General features: G+C 70.4%; 16 protein-coding genes and 1 pseudogene. 3 read left to right on the top strand and 14 right to left on the bottom strand.

The annotated features are described in order from the left end of the window. Nucleotides 1–9 precede the first annotated feature (9 nt). From RSP45_RS12275 to RSP45_RS12250, 6 genes are all read right to left on the bottom strand, one after another. Nucleotides 10–1,197 (bottom strand): NnrS family protein, encoded by a 1,188-nt coding sequence (locus tag RSP45_RS12275; protein WP_415392139.1) that lies wholly within the window; start codon nt 1,195–1,197, stop codon nt 10–12. Then, a complete protein-coding gene (locus RSP45_RS12270; RefSeq protein ID WP_415392138.1) occupies nt 1,194–1,943 on the bottom strand; it encodes an ABC transporter ATP-binding protein in 750 nt (249 codons plus the stop codon). The genes RSP45_RS12275 and RSP45_RS12270 overlap by 4 nt, the downstream gene beginning before the upstream one ends. Next, on the bottom strand, nt 1,940–2,749 hold the full coding sequence (locus RSP45_RS12265; protein WP_415392137.1) for an ABC transporter permease: 810 nt from the start codon (nt 2,747–2,749) through the stop codon (nt 1,940–1,942). The genes RSP45_RS12270 and RSP45_RS12265 overlap by 4 nt, the downstream gene beginning before the upstream one ends. A gap of 5 nt (nt 2,750–2,754) precedes the next feature. After that, entirely contained in the window at nt 2,755–3,750 is a 996-nt protein-coding gene (locus tag RSP45_RS12260) for an ABC transporter substrate-binding protein (RefSeq protein ID WP_415392136.1), read from the bottom strand. A gap of 95 nt (nt 3,751–3,845) precedes the next feature. Next, nucleotides 3,846–4,478 (bottom strand): hypothetical protein, encoded by a 633-nt coding sequence (locus RSP45_RS12255; RefSeq protein WP_415392135.1) that lies wholly within the window; start codon nt 4,476–4,478, stop codon nt 3,846–3,848. Nucleotides 4,479–4,526: 48 nt separating this feature from the next. Continuing rightward, complete coding sequence (locus RSP45_RS12250) at nt 4,527–6,734, bottom strand: TonB-dependent receptor family protein (RefSeq protein WP_415392134.1); 2,208 nt, start codon at nt 6,732–6,734, stop codon at nt 4,527–4,529. Between the two features lie 298 nt (nt 6,735–7,032). On the opposite strand from RSP45_RS12250, the gene RSP45_RS12245 reads away from it, so the two are divergent. The 3 genes from RSP45_RS12245 (at nt 7,033) to RSP45_RS12235 (ending at nt 11,455) form a co-directional block, all read left to right on the top strand. Continuing rightward, nucleotides 7,033–8,226, top strand: a complete 1,194-nt coding sequence (locus RSP45_RS12245; protein ID WP_415392133.1) for an NnrS family protein — start codon at nt 7,033–7,035, stop codon at nt 8,224–8,226. Between the two features lie 80 nt (nt 8,227–8,306). Continuing rightward, nucleotides 8,307–9,506, top strand: coding sequence for an efflux RND transporter periplasmic adaptor subunit (locus RSP45_RS12240; RefSeq protein WP_415392132.1), 1,200 nt, complete (start codon nt 8,307–8,309; stop codon nt 9,504–9,506). 2 nt (nt 9,507–9,508) lie between these two features. Next, entirely contained in the window at nt 9,509–11,455 is a 1,947-nt protein-coding gene (locus RSP45_RS12235) for a MacB family efflux pump subunit (protein WP_415392131.1), read from the top strand. 373 nt (nt 11,456–11,828) lie between these two features. On the opposite strand, the gene RSP45_RS12230 is transcribed toward RSP45_RS12235, so the two are convergent. From RSP45_RS12230 to RSP45_RS12195, 8 genes and pseudogenes are all read right to left on the bottom strand, one after another. After that, entirely contained in the window at nt 11,829–12,317 is a 489-nt protein-coding gene (locus RSP45_RS12230) for a glycine betaine ABC transporter substrate-binding protein (protein WP_415392130.1), read from the bottom strand. 8 nt (nt 12,318–12,325) lie between these two features. Continuing rightward, a pseudogene (locus RSP45_RS12225) lies at nt 12,326–12,838 on the bottom strand (aldehyde dehydrogenase family protein); the annotation flags it as partial. 1 nt (nt 12,839) lies between these two features. After that, nucleotides 12,840–13,757 carry a dihydrodipicolinate synthase family protein gene (locus tag RSP45_RS12220; protein ID WP_415392129.1) on the bottom strand — a complete coding sequence of 306 codons (918 nt, stop codon included), beginning with the start codon at nt 13,755–13,757 and terminating at the stop codon, nt 12,840–12,842. Nucleotides 13,758–14,086: 329 nt separating this feature from the next. Continuing rightward, nucleotides 14,087–15,355 carry a serine hydroxymethyltransferase gene (gene glyA, locus RSP45_RS12215; RefSeq protein ID WP_415392128.1) on the bottom strand — a complete coding sequence of 423 codons (1,269 nt, stop codon included), beginning with the start codon at nt 15,353–15,355 and terminating at the stop codon, nt 14,087–14,089. 21 nt (nt 15,356–15,376) lie between these two features. Then, complete coding sequence (gene soxG / locus RSP45_RS12210) at nt 15,377–15,928, bottom strand: sarcosine oxidase subunit gamma family protein (RefSeq protein WP_415392127.1); 552 nt, start codon at nt 15,926–15,928, stop codon at nt 15,377–15,379. Between the two features lie 13 nt (nt 15,929–15,941). Next, nucleotides 15,942–18,932, bottom strand: a complete 2,991-nt coding sequence (locus RSP45_RS12205; RefSeq protein WP_415392126.1) for a sarcosine oxidase subunit alpha — start codon at nt 18,930–18,932, stop codon at nt 15,942–15,944. Continuing rightward, nucleotides 18,929–19,240: a sarcosine oxidase subunit delta gene (locus RSP45_RS12200; RefSeq protein WP_415392125.1), complete on the bottom strand. Its 312-nt coding sequence runs from the start codon at nt 19,238–19,240 to the stop codon at nt 18,929–18,931. The genes RSP45_RS12205 and RSP45_RS12200 overlap by 4 nt, the downstream gene beginning before the upstream one ends. 10 nt (nt 19,241–19,250) lie before the next feature. Further along, entirely contained in the window at nt 19,251–20,504 is a 1,254-nt protein-coding gene (locus tag RSP45_RS12195; protein ID WP_415392124.1) for a sarcosine oxidase subunit beta family protein, read from the bottom strand. Nucleotides 20,505–20,556: the final 52 nt, after the last annotated feature.

Below are 20,556 nucleotides of genomic sequence, written 5' to 3'. Positions count from 1 at the left end.
CGCCGGATTTCAGCCCGGCGGGGCGGGCGGCTCCAGCCGCCGGATCGCGGGCCAGTAGTCGGCCAGCCACAGCAGGAAACCCGCCGCCCACAGGACCACGGCCAGCAGGTGCAGCGGGCCGGGGGGCCAAGGGGCCAGCCCCATGTCCGGCAGCGCCCGCAGCAGCACCGCCGCGGCGGCCAGCGCGAACCCTGCCCGCGTGGCCAGGTTGAGGCCCAGCCCCTGCCCGGTATGGAACCGCCCCGCGATTGCCAGCACCGCCAGCACGCCGAGCCCCAGCCCGCCCATCAGCGCCAGATGCAGCGGCCCGGCCGCGGCCCAAGGGGCGCCCAGCCCGGCCGCGCCCAGTCCCAGAAGCCCCAGCCCGGCAAAGCCCGCGGCCCCCATCAGCACCATGATCTCGGCCCGCAGCGCCTCGGGGCCGACAAAGCCCTCGGCCATGCGGTCCATGAAGGCGGCGCCGGCGGCGATCCACAGGAAGCCGGCGACCGCGGGCGACAGGCCGGCGATCTCTGCGGCCAGCGCCAGCGCCACCAGCCCGGCCGCGAGATTGCGCCGCCCCGGATGCGGCCGGAACGGAGAGCTGCGCTCGGACGGGTCCAGCACGATATTGGTGATCGGGACGGTGATGCGCGACAGCGCCAGGCTCAGCAGGCCAAGGAAGGTCAGCCCGGCCAGCCGCAGCCACTCGGCCGCGGCCACGCCGTCGCCCGCCAGCATCGCCAGCCGCGCCATCATGCAGCCCACCGCCAGCGCGAACAGCCATGCGGCAAAGACCACGACGCGGGTGCTGCGCTGGCGGATGGTCAGCTGCAGAAGATAGGCGATCAGCAGCACCAGCCAGCCCATGTCGGCCAGCATCGCGGGCAGGACCAGCGCGTCGGCGCCGACCAGCCCCGCGACCCGCGCCGCCCCCCACAGCGCCGCCAGCACCCACAGCGCCCCGCCCCGCAGCCGCGGGGTGTCGGTCCATTCCGGCGCAGCCGTGGTCAGGAAACCCAGCAGCGCCGCGCCCCAGGCGCCGAACACCATCTCGTTCGCGTGCCAGACTCCGGGCGGGATGTTCCGCGCAAAGGGCAGGTCGAACCCCCACAGCGCCACCCATGCCAGCGGCCACAGCGCGGCGTAAAGCGCGGCGAGCGGGAAGAAGATGCGGAACCCCTCGTCCGAAAGGACGCGGTGCAGCGGTGTGGTCATGGTCGCAGCCGCTCGTCGGTGTCGTGGATACGGGCGAACAGCGGATCCTCGGTCAGGAACCGCTGGCGCAGGGCAAAGACGGCGGCATCGTCGCGACTGCCGGGGGCGCCGGGCAGGATGCGCGCGCCGGCGATGCCGCGCCCGTTCGCGTCCAGCACAAGGATGCGGTGGCTGATGCGGATCGCCTCGGACAGGTCGTGGGTGATGAACAGGGCGGCAAACCGGGCGCTGGCGGCGGCCGTTATCACCAGATCCTGCATCCGCCGCTTCAACGCCACGTCCAGCGCGGTGAAGGGCTCGTCGAAATAGATGAAGTCGGGGTCCGTCACCAGCGCGCGGGCGATAGCGGTGCGCTGGCGCATCCCCCCCGACAGTTCCGAGGGGTATTTGTCCAGATCCTCGGGCAGCAGCCCGGCGCGCAGCGCCGCCGCGCGGATCGCCCCGTCGCGGCCGCCCCGCCGCACCCCGGCCAGGCGCAGCGGAAAGCCGATATTGTCGCGCGCCGTCGCCCAGGGCATCAGCCGCGGGTCCTGGAACACCATCGTGTGCCGGTGATAGCGCCGGACCACCCGGCCCTCACCCGCATCGACCACCCCGGCGGCGATATGGGCGATGGTGGATTTCCCCGAACCCGAGGGGCCGACCAGCGCCACGATCTCGGCCGCGCCGATGCTCAGCGAGATCCCTTCGAGCACCTTGCGGCCGAAGAAGGAATGGCCGATGCGCTGCAGTTCCAGCACGGTCATCGCTTGACGCCCCAGGGCGCGGCGGCGTCGCGCCAGCGTTCCAGCTCCGACCGCAGCGGCCGGATCAGCACGTATTCCACCACGATCAGCGCCGCGACGGCCAGCCCGACCCAGGCCATCGCCTCGGCGATGTCCAGCATCGCCCGCGCCCGCGCCAGCGCGCCGCCGATGCCGCCGGCGTTGGCCAGCAGTTCCGCCATGATCGCGACCTTGAAGGACGACCCCAGCGCCAGGATCAGCGCCGGAAACAGCTGGGTCGAGATCTGCCGCGCCGCGACATGGGTAAAGCGGCGGATCGGCCCGGCGCCAAAGACCCGGGCCATGTCCTCGATCCCGCGGTCGCGCGTGGTCACCCCCTCGACCGCGCCGATGAAGACGACGGGGGTGGTCGAGACGAGGATCGTCATTGCCACCGTCCGGTCCGAGGCGCCGAACCAGATCATCGCCAGCACGATCCAGGCGATCGGCGGCACCCCCATCAGGACCGTCAGCACCGGCCGCGACAGCCGCAGCGTCGCCGGGGAATAGCCCGCCGCGACCCCGGCCGCGGTGCCGATCACCGCGCATAGCGCGAACCCGGCCAGCGCGCGGCGGGTGGTCAGGGCCAGCAGCTCGACGGCCGTGCCGTCATGCAGCAGCCGCCACCCCGCCGCCAGCGTGTCCAGCGGCGCGGGCAGGATGAAATCGCCGTAAGCCTCATGCCCCGCCTGCCACAGCCCCGCGATCAGGGCGAGCCCGGCCAGCCCGGCCCACCCCGACCACAGGAAGCGGCCGAACCGCGACAGGCGGTCCAGGGCAGAAGGCACCGGCCTCACAGCAGATAGAACCCGTCGTCGGGCAGCTGGCCGCCGATGATCGCGGGATCGCCCTTGGCCATCAGCGACAGCATCGATTCGACGGCGGGGCGGGCCTGACTGGCCGGGCGGGCGACCAGCCGCGAATGCGGGATCGACAGCGCCAGCACCGGCGCCGGCATCTCAAGCGCCGCGGTCGCGTCCGTGCCCGCGCGCACCGGATCGGCCAGCACGGCGGCGGTGGCGCGCTCAAGCACTTCCTGCAACTGCGGCAGCAGCTCGCGGCCCCGGTCCAGGAACGCCTGCGTCGCGGCCAGCCCGGCCTGCGGCAGCACCGGGGCGCCGCCGGTCTGCCGGCCCCATTCCTCTTGCAGGTCGATCACCCGTGCCAGATGCCGCCCGGAGGGGATGCCGCGCATGATGGCGACGGTCGAGGCCGGCTCGGACAGCAGCGCCGCGTCGATCTGGCCGGCCAGCAGCATCTGCGCGGCCTCGATCGGGCTGCCGACCGGCACCTGCTGCACGGCGTCCGACAGCCCCTGCGCCTCGAACAGCGCCCGCAGCACGAAATCCGGGGTGTCGTTGACGAAGGGCACGGCCAGCCGCTTGCCCTGCAACCCGGCCAGATCGGTGACCGAGCCTTCCTCGGCCACCACATGCAAGAGCCCGTCGGTCATGCTGTTGACCAGCCCGACCCCCATGCCGCGGTTGTAAAGATTGGCCGCGACCTGCACCGGCATCACCGACAGGTCGATGGTCCCCGAGGTCAGCCCGGCGCGCAGCTCGTCCGGGGTGCGCCAGGTGGACAGCGTCACCTGGGGCGCCAGCTCGGCCAGCATTCCGGCGGCGATGGCATGGGCCAGCACGATGCTGGGCGCGGCCGGCGGGCCGTAAAGCGCCAGCCGCGCCAGCGGCGCCGCGCGCAGGATCGAGGGCGTGGCGAAAGCCGTCGCCACCGCGGCCGCCCCGGCAAGGACCGAGCGGCGTGAGGGGCGGAAAGCGGTCGGGGACATGCGGGCCTCCTTGGGACTTGCATCGGGTCTCGGGGGGATGGTGCTGGCGAAGGCTGGCATTGATCCAGATGATCTATGGGCAGGAGGGCGGCGCTTCAAAGAGGGTCGTTGTCGCAGCGCCAGTCCGCGACATGGACCAGCGCCGGGTCGTCCGCCGCCGCCAGCATCCGCGCGATCCGGCGCTGCCACAGCGCGGCAAACCGGGCCAGCGCCGCGGCGTCGGCGGTGCCGTCCACCGCCTGCGGCATCAGCTCTCCGATCTCGGGGTCGTGGGGAATGCGGGTGCTGTCGATGTCCAGCACCACCCCCGCGCCGGTATCGCGCCGCCGTAGCGCCATGATGGCGTCGATGGGCGCGCCGAAGCGCAGCAGCCGGCGCCGCGCGAACCGCCGCGCAGGGCCGATGCCGCCGAAACCCGATTCCGCCGCCGCGCCGGTGACCAGCGTCGCGACCGAGGCGGTGACCCCGGTGGTGCCGTGGCTGGATCCGTCGCGCATGTGGACCTCGATCCCGCCGCGCTCGGGCAGGTCGTCGCCGTAAAGCCGGGCCAGCCCGGCCGCCACCATCAGCCAGGCCCCCGCGACCACCGGGCAGGAATGCCCGGCCAGCCGCACCGCATCGGCATAGCGATAGGTCATCACCCCACCCTCGGCACTGCCCAGAAACGCGGCCAGCGGGTCGCGCATCCGGATTTCCGGGGCGTCGTCGAAGAATGCGGGAAAGCTCATGTTGTCCTTACCTTGATCCGCGGGCGGGGCGCGGGCGATGAACCGCCGTCAGAACCGCAGCCTTGTGCCGACATGGATGGCCCGCCCCTCGCCCGGGATGAACGCCGCCTGCCCGGCCGTCGCCACGTCCACCACCAGCGTCGAGGCCGCATAGCGTTCGTCGAACAGGTTGGTGACGCGGGCGAACAGCACCGCACGGTCGTTCAGCGCGTAATCCGCGCCCAGATCGACCACCGCATAGGCATCGTTGAACTTCGTGTTCATGTTGTCGACCGGGGTTTCGTCGGGAATCCAGTGCAGCGTGCCGCCGACGGTCAGCTGCTCGGACGCCTGCCAGTCCAGCGCCGCGGTGATGAGATGGCGCGGCGCCCCGGCGATGCGGTTGTCGCCCCGCACCGGGTCGCCGTCAAAGCGGAAATCCTGCCAGGTCCAGGCCAGCCGCCCGCGCAGACGCTCGCCCAGATCGCCCGACAGCCCCAGCTCCAGCCCGGTGTGCCGCGTCCGGTCGGCGTTGACCGAGGCGAGCGTGGCGCCCGAGATGTCGCGCAGGGACAGCAGCTCGTTCCTGATCCGCGAGTGATAGGCGGTGGCGTCCCATTCCAGATTCTGCCAGCGCCCGCGCCAGCCCAGTTCCAGCGTGGTCGAGGTCTGCGCCTTCAGGTCGGGGGTGGCGAACATCGCTGCCGGGGCCCCGGGATCGGCGGGGTTGGGACGCCCCGGTCCGCTGTTCGGGGTGCCGCCCACCGTGCCCAGCAGGTCGTCATGGGTCGGCGGCTCGAACCCGCGCGAGATCGAGATCCAGGCGAACTGATCCTCGGCCGGTTGCCAGGACAGCGCCAGCGCCGGGGTGAAGCCGCTGTAGCTGCGGTCATAGCTGGTGTCCTGCGCCGCCACCGTGCCATTAGGCAGGGGCATACCAGGGTTCGCTGGGTTGTAGGCCACCGTCGGCCTTGTCGCCGCGCCCCAGCGGTCGTCGTTTTCCCGGTTGGCGTGGTTGAACGCGACCGAGGGCGACAGGGTGAACCCGCCCAGCGGCAGGTTCGCGCCGGCAAACAGCGACAGCGTGTCCGCGCGCAGCCGATTGTGGCCGAAGGCGGGGCCGCGGGTGCCGGACAGGTTGTGGTAATAGTCGCGGTCGGCCTCGCCCACCGACCAGTAAAGCCCGGTCTCGAACAGCGGCAGCTCGCCCTCGCCCATGCGGGAATAGCGCGCGGTCAGGGTGGCATCGGTGCCGTCGGTGTCGCGATAGCCGGCCGAGATCGGAAAGCGGAAACTGTCATCCGTCCGCGACAGGCTGAACCCCAGGTCATAGATGTTGTCGCCGTCTTCCAGCGTGGTGCGCGCGCCGGCAAGGGTCTGCGTGGTCGCCCGCCGGGGCAGGTCGCGCAGCACGTTCGGTCCCGGCTGCAATGGCGGTGTTCCGGGGATCGGCCCGGTATGGTTGCTGGTCGGATCGTTGCGGATCGCGTCCCAGGTCAGCGGCCCCGCCACGTCGAACCGCAGGTCGGTGTGGCTGAAGAACAGCCGCGTGGTCGCCTCGCCCATCTGCAGGGTGGCGTTGCCCCCGACCGACGAGCGGCGCGAGCTGTTGTAGTCGCGATACCCGTCCTTTTCGGAATGCTCGAACCGCAGCAGCGCGTCGCCCTGGTCGTTGACGACCCCGTAGCTTCCGGCAACATCCACCCGCCCGAAGCTGCCGGCGCCAAAGGACAGCCTTGTGCCCGGCGTGGTGGCTCCGGAAGCCGAGATGAAGTTCAGCGCGCCCCCCAGCACATTCGCGCCCAGCCGGTTGGCGGCGGCGCCGCGGAAGACCTCGATATCCCCGGCGGGGCCGGGGGTCGCCAACCCCACCACATAGGACCCGTCGGCCCGGTTCACCGGCATCCCGTCCTGCAGCACCAGCAGCCCGCGCTCGGTCGGGTTCTGTTGCAGCCCCGAGCCGCGGATCTGGATGCGGGGCTGGTCGTTGCCGCCGAAGAACTCCTGCACCACCACGCCGGGGGTTCCGGAAAGCGCGTCGGACAGGGTGGGGGCGGCTTCCTCGGCGGTGGGGGTCTCGCTGCGGTCGATCAGGGCCACGCCGCCGGGGGTGGCGCGGAACCGCGCGGCGGTGGCGTCGCCCTGGATCACCACCGGATCAAGCACGATCACCGAGCCGGGGGCGGCGGACTGCGCCAGGGCACCCGCCGCGTGAAACGTCATGAACGCGACTGTCCCCAGCAGGGAGATCCGCCTGGTCGTGCGGCTGTGGGCCATGGGCTGCAATCCTTTGCATCCGTTCCGGATAGTGCCGCCACGGCGGACGGCGGAATGTCGGGGAACCGGCTGGCGAAGGCTTGCGGCGATGCGTGCCGGGGCGAACCCTGCACGCATCGCAAAATTAACAGGACGCACGGAGATTTGAAATGGAAGATGTCGCCCGCGCGGCGCGCATCATTGTCGCAGGGCGCGCGGTCCGGGGCCTGCGGCCGGGGCCGGCAGGGCGGCGGAACTGGCGTTTCGGCGCGCCGCGTGGCAAGCGCGCAAGCGCCGCCGCCATGGTCAGGAGCGTCCCTTGCCCCGCCCGTTCGCCGATCTCTGGCTGATGCCGCACCGGCCGTTCCTGCTGGCGGCCGCGGCATGGGCGGCGGTGGCGATCCTGTGGTGGCAATGGGGCGCAGCGCTGGGGCTGGCGCCGCCGGTCCTTGGCACCGCCGCCCTGTGGCACGCGCATGAGATGCTGGCCGGCATGGGCGGCGCGGCGGCGGCGGGCTATCTGCTGACGGCGCTGGCCAGCTGGACCGGGCGGCCGGCCCCCTCGGGGCGGGTGCTGAAGCTGCTGGTCGGCTGCTGGCTGCTGCAACGGCTTGCGGTGGCCGCGCCCGGGGTCGTGCCGCCCGCGCTTGCCCTTCTGCCCGGCGCCGGGTTCTTCGGGCTGCTGTCGGCGGTGCTGGCCATCGGCATCCTGCGGGCGGGGGCGTGGCGGCGGCTGGGCCTTGCGGCGGTGATCGCGCTGCTGGGAGGCGGGGACGCGCTGCTGATCCTTGCCGCGCTGGAGGGCTGGGCCCGGCCCGACCCGGCGCTGCTGGCCCGCGCCGGGGTGATGCTGTTCGCGCTGCTGATCGCGGTGATCGGCGGCCGCATGATCCCCGCCTTTACCGACAACTGGCTGCGCCAGGCCGGGGCCGCCGCCCGCTGCCGGCCCACGCCCATCGCCGACCGGCTTGGGCCGCTGCTGATCGCAGCCGCCGCCGGGCTGATGCTGGCCGAGTTGGGCACGGCGGCAGGGGCGGCGCTAGTCGCGGCGGGGCTGGTGCAGGGGTGGCGGCTGGCTGGGTGGCGCGGCTGGAAGATCCGCGCCAACCCGCTGCTGCTGATGCTGCACGCAGGGTTCGCCTGGCTGCCCGCCGGGCTGGTGCTGACCGGGCTGGCGCGGCTGCTGCCCCTGCGGCTGGCCGAGGTCGACATGCTGCACGCCCTGACCATGGGGGCGATGGGCGGCCTGATCCTCGCCGTCGCCGCCCGCGCCGCCGCCCATCGTGCAGGCGGCGCGCTGGTCGCCGGGCGCCTGCTGGCCGCAGCGGCGCTGCTGCTGTGGCTGGCGGTCTGGCTGCGGCTGGCGGCAGGGCCGTGGCCCGGCACGGCTGCGGTGCTGAACGGGGCGGCGGCGCTGGCGTGGCTGGGGGGCTGGGCAGCGTTCCTGGCCGCATTCCTGCCCACCGCCCTCGGCCCCGTCCGCCGCCCGGTGTTCAGCGGCACCCGCGGCTGAGGCGGCGATGGTTTCCGTTTATCCTTCGTTGGGTTTCGGCGCGCTAGAACCGCCGCAGGATCAGGCAGGAAGGCAGGAACATGGCGCTCAGACGCTGGCTCGGCATCATCGTCGTGCTTGGAGTGGTCGCAGGGGCATGGGCGTGGTGGAGCGCCCGCTCGACCGCCGCGGTGGGCGAGCCGCCGGCGACCGCGGCGGTGGCGCGCGCCGATGTGCGGCGCACGGTGCTGGCCACCGGCGTGATCGAGGCGTCGCGGCTGGTGTCGGTCGGCGCGCTGGTCAGCGGCCAGATCCGGGCGCTGCCGGTGGAACTGGGCCAGCGGCTGGCCGCGGGCGATCTGGTCGCCCAGATCGACCCCGAGGACCAGCAGAACGACCTGTTGCGGGCCGAGGCCGCGCTCGCGCAGATCGAGGCGCAGATCGCCGCGCAGCAGGCCTCGCACGCCGAGGCGCAGCTGGCGGTGGACCGCAAGCGCCAACTGGCGCAGCGCGGACTGCTGACCCCGCAGGAGCTCGAGGCGTCCGAGGCGCAGCTGGCGGTGGCCGCAGCCAATGTGAAGGCCAGCGAGGCCTCGCGCGCGCAGGCGAAGATCGCGGTGGAATCGGCGCGGGTGGCGCTGGAACGCACCCGCATCCTGGCGCCGGTGGATGGCACCGTCGTCGCCATCGTGGTGCGCGAGGGGCAGTCGATCAACGCCAACCAGTCCAGCCCGACGCTGGTCAAGATCGCCGATCTGGACACCATGGTGATCAAGGCGGAAATCTCGGAAGCCGACATCATCCATATCCGCCCGGGGCAGAAGGCCAGCTTTTCGCTGGCGGGCGAACCGGGCCGCAGCTATCGCGCCACGCTGCGGGCGCTGGAACCCGCCCCGGCGGCGATCGCCGACAGTGACGAGATCGACACCGGCAGCGCCATCTATTACCGCGCCGCGCTGGACGTGCCGAACCCCGACGGCACGCTGCGCATCGGCATGACCGCCGAGGTCACGCTGATCCTGGACGAGGCCGAGGACGTGCTTGCCGTGCCCAGTGGCGCCGTCCGCAGCGGCCGCGACGGGGGCGCCACCGTGCAGGTCCACGACCCGCACAGCGGCGAGACCAGCACGCGCGAGGTGGAAACCGGCGTCGCTTCGGCCAGCCTGACCGAGATCCGTTCCGGGCTGGAGGAAGGCGAGCTGGTGGTGACCGGCCGCGCCGCGCGCGCTGCCGCCACCACGCAGGGCCAGCAGGGCCGCACGCCCGGCGGCGGCCGCTTCGGCCCGCCGGGGCTGTTCTGACCATGGCGGCGCTGATCGAGCTGCGCGGCATCTCTCGCGCCTTTCCCGCCGGCGACGGGATGCTGACCGTGCTGCACGGCATCGACCTGACCATCGAGGCGGGCGAGATGGTGGCGATCATCGGCACCTCGGGGTCGGGGAAATCGACGCTGATGAACATCCTCGGCTGTCTCGACCGGCCCAGCGGCGGCAGCTATCTCTACGCCGGGCAGGACGTCGGCGCGATGGACGAAGAGGCCCGCGCCCGCCTGCGCCGCCGGCATTTCGGCTTCATCTTCCAGCGCTACCAGCTGCTGCCCGACCTGGACGCGCTGGGGAATGTCGAGGTGCCCGCGATCTATGCCGGCCAGCCGCGCGACACCCGCCGCAGCCGCGCGCGGATGCTGCTGGACCGGCTGGGGCTGGAAAGCCGCACCGGCCACCGCCCCCGCGCCCTGTCGGGGGGCCAGCAGCAGCGCGTCTCGGTCGCCCGGGCGCTGATGAACGGGGGCGAGGTGATCCTGGCGGATGAGCCCACCGGGGCGCTGGACAGCCGTTCCGGTGCGGAACTGCTGGACCTGCTGCAGGAGCTGAACGCCGAGGGCCACACCATCGTCATCGTCACCCACGACCGCGAGGTCGCCTCGCGCGCAGGACGGGTGATCGAGATGCGCGACGGCCGCATCATTTCCGACCAGCGCAATGCCCCGCCGCCCGCGCCGGCGGCGGCCCCACCGCAAGGCCGGCGCCCCGAGGCCGACAGTATTGCCGCCCGCAGCGGCCGGCTGGCCGAGGCCTTCAGCATGGCGGTGCGGGCGCTGAACGCGCATCGGCTGCGCAGCTTCCTGACCATGCTGGGAATCATCATCGGCATCGCCTCGGTGGTGTCGGTGGTGGCGCTGGGGACCGGCAGCAAGGAACGGGTGCTGGAAAACATCGCCTCGCTGGGCACCAACACCATTTCCGTGCGCCCCGGGTCCGGCTTTGGCGACCGGCGGGCGCGGGCCATCGACACGCTGGTCGCGGCCGACGCCGAGGCGCTGTCGGCGGAACCCTATGCCGCCTCGGCCTCGCCCGAGATCCAGACCTCGGCCAATGTCACCTGGCGCGGCACCTCGGCCACCATCTCGGTGCGGGGCGTGGGGACGGAATATTTCGACGTCGGCGGCTTTACCCTGCAGCAAGGCCAGCTGTTCACCCCCGAGGCGCTGGCGGCGCGCCGGCAGGTGGCGGTGCTCGACCCCGATGCGGCGGCGGCGTTCTTTCCCGACGCGGCCTCGGCGCTGGGGCAGGTGCTGACCGTCGGCCGCGTGCCGGTCGAGGTGATCGGCGTGGCGGCGCAAAGCGCGCCCGCACCCGGGCCGCAGTCGCCGCGGATGTTCCTGCCCTATACCACCATCGCCATGCGCATCACCGGGCAGTCGCAGGTCGATTCCATCTCTGTCCGCGTCCGCGACGACGCCGACATGGCCGAGGCCGAAGCCGCCATCGAGGCGCTGCTGACCGAGCGCCACGGCAAGAAGGATTTCTTCCTGACCAATTCGGACACGATCCGCTCATCCATCACCTCGACCACGCAGACGCTGACGGTGCTGATCTCGTCCATCGCGGTGATCAGCCTGATCGTCGGCGGCATCGGGGTGATGAACATCATGCTGGTGTCGGTGACCGAGCGCACGCGCGAGATCGGGGTGCGCATCGCGGTCGGCGCCCGCCGGTCGGACATCGTGGCGCAGTTCCTGACCGAGGCGGTGCTGGTCTGCCTGCTGGGCGGGCTGCTGGGGGTGATGCTGGCGCTGGGGGGCGGCGCAGTGCTGGGGCAGATGCAGGACAACCTGCGGCTGGTCTATTCCGCGCCCACCATCGTGCTGGCGTTCCTGTCCTCGACGCTGATCGGCATCGTCTTCGGCTTCCTTCCCGCCCGCGCCGCCGCCCGGCTGGACCCGGTGGAGGCGCTGAGCCGGGAGTGAGACCCCGCCCTGCCTGCCCCGGGGCCCGGTCCGCCGGGCCCGGGGGCTGCTGCAGTCACTCGCCCGACAGCGGCGGCCGCTCGCGCGCGGCGAGTTCGACCGCCGCATTCGGGCTGATCCCGGTCATGCACAGCAGCCGCACCAACACCTGGTCCTTGATGCTGTCGGGCATCTCGCCGCAGCCCCTGCGCGCGCTGTTGCAGCGCGCCCGGGAAGGGGCCGAGCCCGAGGTGTGACGGAACCCCTGCCCCTAGTCCGGCAACACCGGACCGGGGAAGCCGCCGCGGGCGGGGTGCGGCAGTGCCGTCCGGCTGGCAGCAGCTGCGCCCCCGGGGCGCCGGACAGCGCCGTCCCGGCACCGCCCGGAGCGCAATCAGCCCCAGCGCCTCCCGCGTTCCAGCGCGGCGCGGGACAGCCGGTCGAGCAGCAGCGCGACGGCGACCACGGCCAGCCCGTAGGCATCGACGGCATCGGCCGCCTCGCGCATCAGCCCCGAGCCGGGCTCGATCCCGATGATCTTGCCGCCGAACTTGTCGGCGTTGTCGTTCAGCTCTTCGATCGAATTGATGGTGACGTATTTCGGCACCGCGATCGCCTGATAGAGCCCATGCGAGACCGGAGATATCTTTTCCAGCCGGTTCTTGTTCTTGTTCCAGTAGTCCTGCGCGACATAATCGGTCTGCGAGGCCAGCACCTGCACGTCGCCCTTGGTCAGCGCCGCATAGGCGATGCCCCATTCGGAAAACTCGGTCACCTCGACGGTATAGCCCTTGTCCTCGAGCACCTTCCTGGTGATGCCGGTGATCGGGGTCAGGTCCTCCCAGATGATGGTGCCCATCTTGATCACCTTGTCCTGCGCCATCGCCGGCACGGCAAGTTCCAGGGCAGCACCAGACCGACCACGCCCACCGGCTCGCGCACCACCATGGCGATGTGGTTGTCGGATGCGGGCGAGACCTGGTCGTAGATCTTGTCGATCAGTTCGGCATGCCACTTGATGACATGGATGGTTTCCGGCACGTCCACGGTTTCGCAGTCGAAGATGGTCTTGCCGGCGTCGAGGCTCTCCAGCACCGCCAGTTCGCGGGCATTCTCCTCCATCAGCGCGGCGAGGCGCAAAAGCGTCTCCTTGCGCTCGCCGGGATGCAGGCGCGACCAGCGCCCATCGTCAAAGGCGGCGCGGGCGGCGGCGACGGCGGCGTCCACGTCCTGCGCATCGCAGGCGGCGATCTCGGCCAGCGCTTCACCCGTCGCCGGATTGATGGTGGTGAAGGTCCTGCCCGAGGCCGCGGGGCGGAACTCCCCGTCGATGAAGGCCAGCGTCGGGAAGCTCAGCCCGGCGGCGATGGATTTGTATTCCGCAGTGGTCAGCAGTCCGATCATGTCACCTCCCCTCCACGATCGTGGCGACATCGGCCTTCAGGGCCGCAATGACGGTTTCCAGTTCGGCCTTTTCCCCGGCGGTCAGCCCTTGCAGCGGCGGGCGCATCGGCCCGGCGCGCAGGCCCGAGACCTCGACCCCGTGCTTGACGCACTGGATGAACTTGCCGCACTGTTCCAGCACGCCCATCAGCGGCATCATCGCGGCTATGATCTTGCGGCCCTTGGCGAAATCGCCCTCGATGGCGCAGGCCCGATACAGCGCCACGTGTTCCTCGGGCAGGAAGTTCGAGCCGGCGCAGATCCAGCTGCGCGCGCCCCAGGCAAAGAACTCCAGCGCCTGGTCGTCCATGCCGCAGCTCATCTGGATCTGCGGATAGTCGCAGGCCAGCAGGTGGATGCGGTTCACGTCGCCCGAGCTTTCCTTGATGCCGATGAAGTTCTTCGACTGGCTGACGATGTCCAGGAACTCGCGTCCCATGCTGACGCCCATGCGGCCGGGATAGTTGTAAAGGATGATCGGCAGGTCGGCGGCGGCGTCGATGGCCAGCGCATTCGCCGCGTTCTCGGCCTCGGTCGGGACGGAATAGGGCGGCGTGCCCAGCAGCAGCCCCGCCGCGCCCATCTCGCGCGCGCCTTGCGCCAGCGCGATGGAATCGGGGGTGCGCATGGCGCCGGTGCCGACGATCACCGGCAGCCAGCCGGCGGTGCGTTCGGTGATGAAGCGGGCCAGTTCCAGCCGTTCCTCGACGGTTTCGGCATAGTTCTCGCCGGTCGAGCCGCCCGAGATCAGCCCGTGCACGCCCGCCGCGATCAGCCGCTCGACCAGTTCGGCCAGCGCATCCAGATCGAACGACCCGTCCGTGTGGAACGGGGTGATCAGCGGTGTATAGATACCTTCGAGCTTCAGGAAATCAGTCATGGTGCGGCCTCCTCGACGCAATCCGCACCCCCGGTATTTCATACCGTCCGGGGCGCGCTCCTCTTGCGCCGGAAGGTAATGGAACGCGCCCCTGCCCCGCAAAGGAGAATATTCACGGATCCCGCATTAGAAAAACTATGGCGAATGCCGGCGACCCGGAATTGCGAAAACAGCGCGGCATTCCGGCGAATTGCCGCAATGCCGCGCTGCAGGGTTCCGGCATATTCAGGAACCCGATGTTTTCGCATTGAATTGCCGGCGGCCCGGAATACGGACGCGCCGGCGGGGCAGAGCCGGGGCGTCACCGCCCCGGTGCCGGTCTGGACGGTCTAGCCGCCGTAGATCGGGTACGCTCCGCAGATGGCACGGACCTCGGCCCGCACCTCGGCCTCGACCGTCGCGTCACCCTCGGGGTTTTGCGACAGCGCGTCCAGAACCCGCAGGATCAGGGCGCCGACCTTGCGGAACTCGGCCTCGCCAAAGCCGCGGGTGGTCCCGGCCGAGCTGCCCAGGCGGATGCCCGAGGTGACAAAGGGCTTTTCCGGGTCGTTCGGGATGGCGTTCTTGTTGCAGGTCAGGCCCGCACGCTCCAGCGCGATCTCGGCCAGCTTGCCGGTCACGCCCTTGGGCCGCAGGTCGACCAGCACCATGTGGCAGTCGGTCCCGCCCGAGACGATGCCCAGCCCGCCCTCTTTCAGCACCGCCGCCAGCGCCTGCGCATTGGCGATGACCCGACCGGCGTAATCGGCAAACTCGGGGCGCAGCGCCTCGCCGAAGGCCACGGCCTTGGCGGCGATGACATGCATCAGGGGCCCGCCCTGATTGCCGGGAAACACGGCGCTGTTGAGCTTTTTCGCCAGCGTCTCGTCGTTGGTCAGGATCACCCCGCCGCGCGGGCCGCGCAGGGTCTTGTGCGTGGTCGAGGTGGTGACATGCGCATGCGGCACCGGGTTCGGGTAATGCCCGCCCGCGATCAGCCCGGCGTAATGGGCCATGTCGACCATCAGCCAGGCGCCGACCTCATCGGCAATCTTGCGGAACGCCGCGAAGTCCAGCTTGCGCGGATAGGCCGAGGCGCCGGCGACGATCAGCTTGGGCTTGGTTTCCAGCGCCCGCTGGCGGACCTTTTCCATGTCCAGCACATGGGTGTCCGGCTCGACCTCATAGGACACCACGTCGAACCACTTGCCCGACATGGTGACCGGCGAGCCATGGGTCAGGTGGCCGCCATGGGCCAGCGACAGGCCCATGATCCGGTCGCCCGGCTGCAGCAGCGCCAGGAACACCGCCTGGTTGGCCTGCGCGCCCGAATGCGGCTGGACGTTGGCGAAACCGGCGCCGAACAGCTGCTTCAGCCGGTCGATGGCGACCTCCTCAACCTTGTCGACGAATTCGCAGCCGCCGTAGTAGCGCTTGCCGGGGTAGCCTTCGGCATATTTGTTGGTCAGCACCGAGCCCTGCGCCGCCAGCACATCGGCCGAGACGATGTTTTCCGAGGCGATCAGTTCGATCTGGTTCTGCTGGCGGTCCAGCTCTTCGGCCACCGCCGCGGCGATCACCGCGTCCGAGATGGTGGTCTTGGGAAGGCGGTCAAACATGTGGATTGTCCTTTCGAAAGCTCAGGCCGATTCGGCCGCCAGTTCGCGCGCCCCGATGTCCAGAAGCTGGGCCAGATGCGGGGCGAAGCTGTTCCAGATATCCATGCGGAAGCTGTTGTCCGCATCGCGCCACAGCACCACGGTGGCGCCGTCGAAAACGGTGCGGCGGCCTTCGCCCACGGCGATGCCGTCGATGTCGCGGGGGCAGCCCAGGGTCAGCAGCTCGGCCGCGCGGGGGCCGTCGATGCGCAGCGTCACCTCGCGCCCCGAGATGTCCACCAGGCTGTGCGGCTGGTCCACGCCCGCGCTGGCGGCCATCAGTCCGGCCACGCCGTTGGCAGAGGTCAGGATCGTCCATTCGTCGGGGCCAAGGCAGATCGCCTCGGTCCCGTCGCCCGCCGCACGCTGCCCAATGCGTTCGGGCAGGGTCAGGCCAAGGGCCGCGCCAAGCGCGGGCAGCGCGGGTTTGCGGGCGCGCAGGGACAGGCGGCCCGGCGCGGGCTGGGTGCTGACCCGGGCGGCGCGGGTTTCCACCAGGACGCCGGGGGTCAGCGAGGAAATCTGGATGCTCATCTTCGCCTCCGGGTCAGATTTTCAGGCGGGAGTTTTCGGGATCGACAAAGACCGTCCCGGTGATTTTCGCGGCGATGACGCGGTCGGGCATCGGGATATGGACGGTCTCGCCCATCCGGTCATGCCCGCCCTCGACCAGCGCCAGCGCGATGGGCCGGCCGACCGCGTCCGAGACATAGGACGAGGTCACATGCCCCACCATCGTCATCGGCACCGGCTGCCGCGGATCGAAGACGATCTGCGCGCCCTCTTCCAGTTTCGAGCGGTCCTCGGTCAGCAGCCCGACCAGCTGCTTGCGGCCCTTGGCGGCAAGGTCTGGCCGCGCCAGACCGCGCTTGCCCACGAAGTCGGGCTTCAACTTGCCGACCGCCCAGCCCATGCCGGCGTCAAAGGGCGTGACCGTGCCGTCGGTGTCCTGGCCGACGATGATATAGCCCTTTTCGGCGCGCAGGACGTGCATCGTCTCGGTCCCGTAGGCCACGATGCCGTATTGCTGGCCGGCCTCCCAAAGCGTTTCCCACAGCTTGCGGCCAAGGGGCGCGGGCACGTTGACCTCGAACCCGATCTCGCCGGTGAAGCTGACGCGGAACAGCCGCGCTTGCATCCCCGCGACGGTGCATTCCACGCAGGACATATGCGGGAATGCCGCTTCGGTCAGTTCCACCCCTTCGACGAAGGGCGCCAGCAGCTTGGCGGCATTGGGGCCGTTCAGTGCGATGGTGGACCACTGTTCCGTGGTCGAGGTCAGCCACACGTCCAGATCGGGCCATTCGGTCTGGAGGTAATCCTCCATCATGTTCATGACCCGCGCGGCGCCGCCGGTGGTGGTGGTGACGTGGAAACGGTCCTGCGCCATGCGCCCGATCACCCCGTCATCGCGGATATAGCCGTCATCGCCCAAGAGCAGCCCATAGCGGCAGCGCCCGACGCCCAGCTTGGCCCAGGGGTTGGTATACATCCGCTCCATGAAGGTGACGGCATCGGGGCCGACCACCTCGATCTTGCCAAGGGTCGAGGCGTCGAAGATGCCGACGCTGGCGCGCGTCTGGCGGCATTCGCGGCGCACCGCGGCCTCCATGTCCTCGCCCGCTTTCGGGAAATACCAGGCGCGGCGCCACTGCCCGACCGGCTCGAAGACGGCGCCGTTCGCAGCGGCCCAGGGGTCGATCTGGGTCTTGCGGGTCACCTCGAAATGCGCGCCCCGCTGATAGCCGGCAAAGGCCCCGAAGGTGGTCGGCGTATAGGGCGGGCGGAAGGTGGTCAACCCGACCTGCGGCGCGGGCCGGCCAAGCGCGTCGGCGGCGATGTTCAGGCCGTTGATGTTCGACATCTTGCCCTGATCGGTCGCCATGCCGTTGGTGGTGTAGCGCTTCACATGCTCGATCGAGCGCATGCCTTCGCGCACGGCCAGCCGCAGGTCCTTGGCGGTCACGTCGTTCTGGTAATCGACGAAGGCCTTGGCGCGGCCCGGATTGCGGTCGGTCGGCAGTTCCTTGTGCGACACGCCGCTGCCCGGGCGGTCGTTTTCCACCGACAGCGCGACGGGATTGCCCGGCTTGCCAAGGGCGGCGGCGACCTCAAGCCCGCGCTGGGCGCCGTCCTTCAGCGCCGCCTCGATCCCCCACAGCCCGCGGCCCGCGCCGGCGATCACGCAATCCTCGCGCGTCCAGTCGGGCAGGAAGGTCGAGAGATCGTCGTCCCAGGCCAGCTTGCCCTGCGTATGCGAGAAGAGATGCAGCGAGGGCGTCCAGCCCCCCGACATCAGCAGCGCGTCGCAGGTGATCTGCTGGCCCGCGCCGACCGTGGCGCCGCTGACCGGGTTCACCCGCACGCCGCTGACCCGCAGCCGCCCCGAGGTCGCGGTCACCGTATGCGACAGCTTGACCGGGATGCCCAGCGCGCGCGCCTCGTTCACCAGATCCTCGCGGACATGGGGGCGGGTGTCGACGATGGCCTGCACCCGCGCGCCCGCGCCCTGCAGGTCGAAGGCCGCATACCAGGCGCTGTCATGGCTGGTCACCACCACCGGCGCATTGCCGACCTTGACGCCGTAGCGGTTCAGATAGGTCTGCGCCGCGCCCGCCAGCATCACGCCGGGACGATCGTTGCCGTGGAACACCAGCGGCTTTTCCAGCGCGCCCTGCGCCAGCACCACCTGCCGCGCCCGCACCCGCCACATCCGTTCGCGCGGGGTGTCGGCGGGCAGGGTTTCAAGGTGATCGGTCACCCGCTGGCACAGGCCCAGCATGTTCTGGTGGTAATAGCCGATGGCGGTGGTGCGGGTCATGATGCGCACGCCCGCCCCCTTCAGCGCCGCGACCTCTGCGGCCAGCCAGTCCCACGCCGGGCGGCCGTCGATCCGCGCCTGCGGTTCGGACAGCAGCGTGCCGCCGGGCTCGGCGTTCTCGTCCACGATGACGATCTTCAGCCCCTCGGCCAGCGCCGCGCGAGCCGCTGCCAGCCCCGCCGGCCCCGCGCCCACGATCAGCAGGTCGCAATGCAGATAGCGCGAGGCGTATTGGTCCGGGTCTTCCTCGGTCGGGGCGACGCCCAGCCCCGCCGCGGCGCGGATGAAGGGCTCGTAGACCTTGTTCCAGAAGCTCTTCGGCCACATGAAGGTCTTGTAGTAGAACCCGGCCGAGAACATCATGTAGGCCGCGTCGTTGACCGCGCCCACGTCCCATTTCAGGCTGGGGAACTTGTTCTGCGAGGTGGTCTCCAGCCCGTTCCAGATCTCCTGCACGGTGGCGCGGGTGTTCGGCTCGAACCGGCCCGGACCGCGGCGGGTGCCGATCAGGGCGTTGGGTTCCTCGGACCCCGCCGCGATGGCGCCGCGCGGGCGGTGATACTTGAACGACCGGCCCATCAAATGGACGCCGTTGGCCAAGAGCGCCGAGGCGACGGTATCGCCCTGCGCGCCGCGGTAGCTGCGCCCGTCAAAGGTGAAGTTCACCGGGCGCGACGTATCCACCCGGCCGCGGCCGGGGACGCGATACTGGCTCATTTGCTGGGCTCCGAAGCTGCGGTCAGAGAGGCCAGATCCGGGCGCGGCTGACCTGCGGGATAGGTGGTCAGGAAGCGGTCGCTGACGGTATCGCGCACCGCGTTGAAGAAGCGGCCGCAGCCGTGCACGTGCCGCCAGCGTTCGTAATGCGGGCCGCGCACATTGCTGCGGATGAACAGGAAACCTTCCCATTCGTCGTCCGACAGCGCCGAGGGATCCTGCGGCCGGACGATATGCGCCTCGCCGGCATAGGTGAACTCGGTCTCGGGCAGGGTTTCGTTGCAATAGGGGCAATGGATCAGAAGCATGGGTCTATCCTCAGTGCGCCACGGCGGCGGCGGCGGCCTCGTCGATCAGCCGGCCGGTGCGGAAACGGTCCAGCGTGAAGGGCGCGTTGATCGGGTGCGGCTCGTCCTTGGCGACGGTCCAGGCCAGCACATGCGCGGCCCCCGGCGTCGCCTTGAACCCGCCGGTGCCCCAGCCGCAGTTGACGTAAAGCCCCTTGGCCGGCGTCTTGCCCAGGATGGCCGAGCGGTCGGGGGTCACGTCCACGATCCCGCCCCATTTGCGCAGCATCCGCATCCGGTTGAAGATCGGGAACACCTCGGTGATCGCGGCGATGGTGTGTTCGATCAGCGGCAGCCCGCCGCGCTGGCTGTAGCTGGTGTACTGGTCGGTGCCCGAGCCGATCACCAGCTCGCCCTTGTCGGACTGGCTGATATAGGCGTGGACCGCGTTCGACATCACCACGCAGGGGAAGCAGGACTTCACCGGCTCGCTGACCAGCGCCTGCAGCGGATAGCTTTCCAGCGGCAGCCGCACGCCGGCGCTGTCCATCACCACGCTGGTATTGCCGGCGGCAGAGACCGCAACCTTTTTCGCCTTGATGAAGCCCTTGGCGGTGTCCACCCCGGCGACCGAGCCGTCGGGATTGCGCCGGATCGCCGTCACCGGGCAGTTCTGGATGATGTCGACGCCGCGCGCCGCCGCCGCGCGGGCATAGCCCCAGGCCACCGCGTCGTGGCGCGCGGTCCCGGCGCGTTCCTGCAGCGCGCCCCCCATCACCGGATAGCGGGCGTCGGGCGAGATGTTCAGCGGCGGGCAGTACTCCTTGCATTCCTGCGTGGTCAGCCAGCGGTTGTCGACGCCGTTCAGCCGGTTGGAATGGATGTGGCGCTTGAAGCTTTGCACGTCATGGACGTTGTGGGCCAGCATCAGCACGCCGCGCCGCGAATACATGACGTTGTAGTTCAGCTCCTGGCTGAGGTTCTCCCACAGGTCCACGGCGTGGTCGAACAGCCGCGCGCTTTCGTCATAAAGATAGTTCGAGCGGATGATGGTGGTATTGCGGCCGGTGTTGCCGCCGCCCAGCCAGCCCTTGTCGATCACCGCGACATTGGTGATGCCGTGTTCCTTGGCCAGGTAATAGGCCGCGCCCAGCCCGTGCCCGCCGGCGCCGACGATCACCACGTCGTATTCCGCCCGTGGCTGGCTTTCGGGCCATTGCTCGGTCCAGTGCTTATGCCCGGTCAGGGCGTTCCTTACCAACGAAAATGCGCTGAAGCGTGTCATGTCCGGCCGCCAACTCTAGGGATACAGTGCAATCTACGCTGGAGCGGCGAGC

This window comes from Paracoccus sp. SJTW-4 (assembly GCF_047716885.1).
GTDB classification, from domain to species: Bacteria; Pseudomonadota; Alphaproteobacteria; order Rhodobacterales; family Rhodobacteraceae; genus Paracoccus; species Paracoccus solventivorans.
Note: the sequence above shows the minus strand (reverse complement) of the source record. Positions and strands in the feature narration are given on the sequence as shown.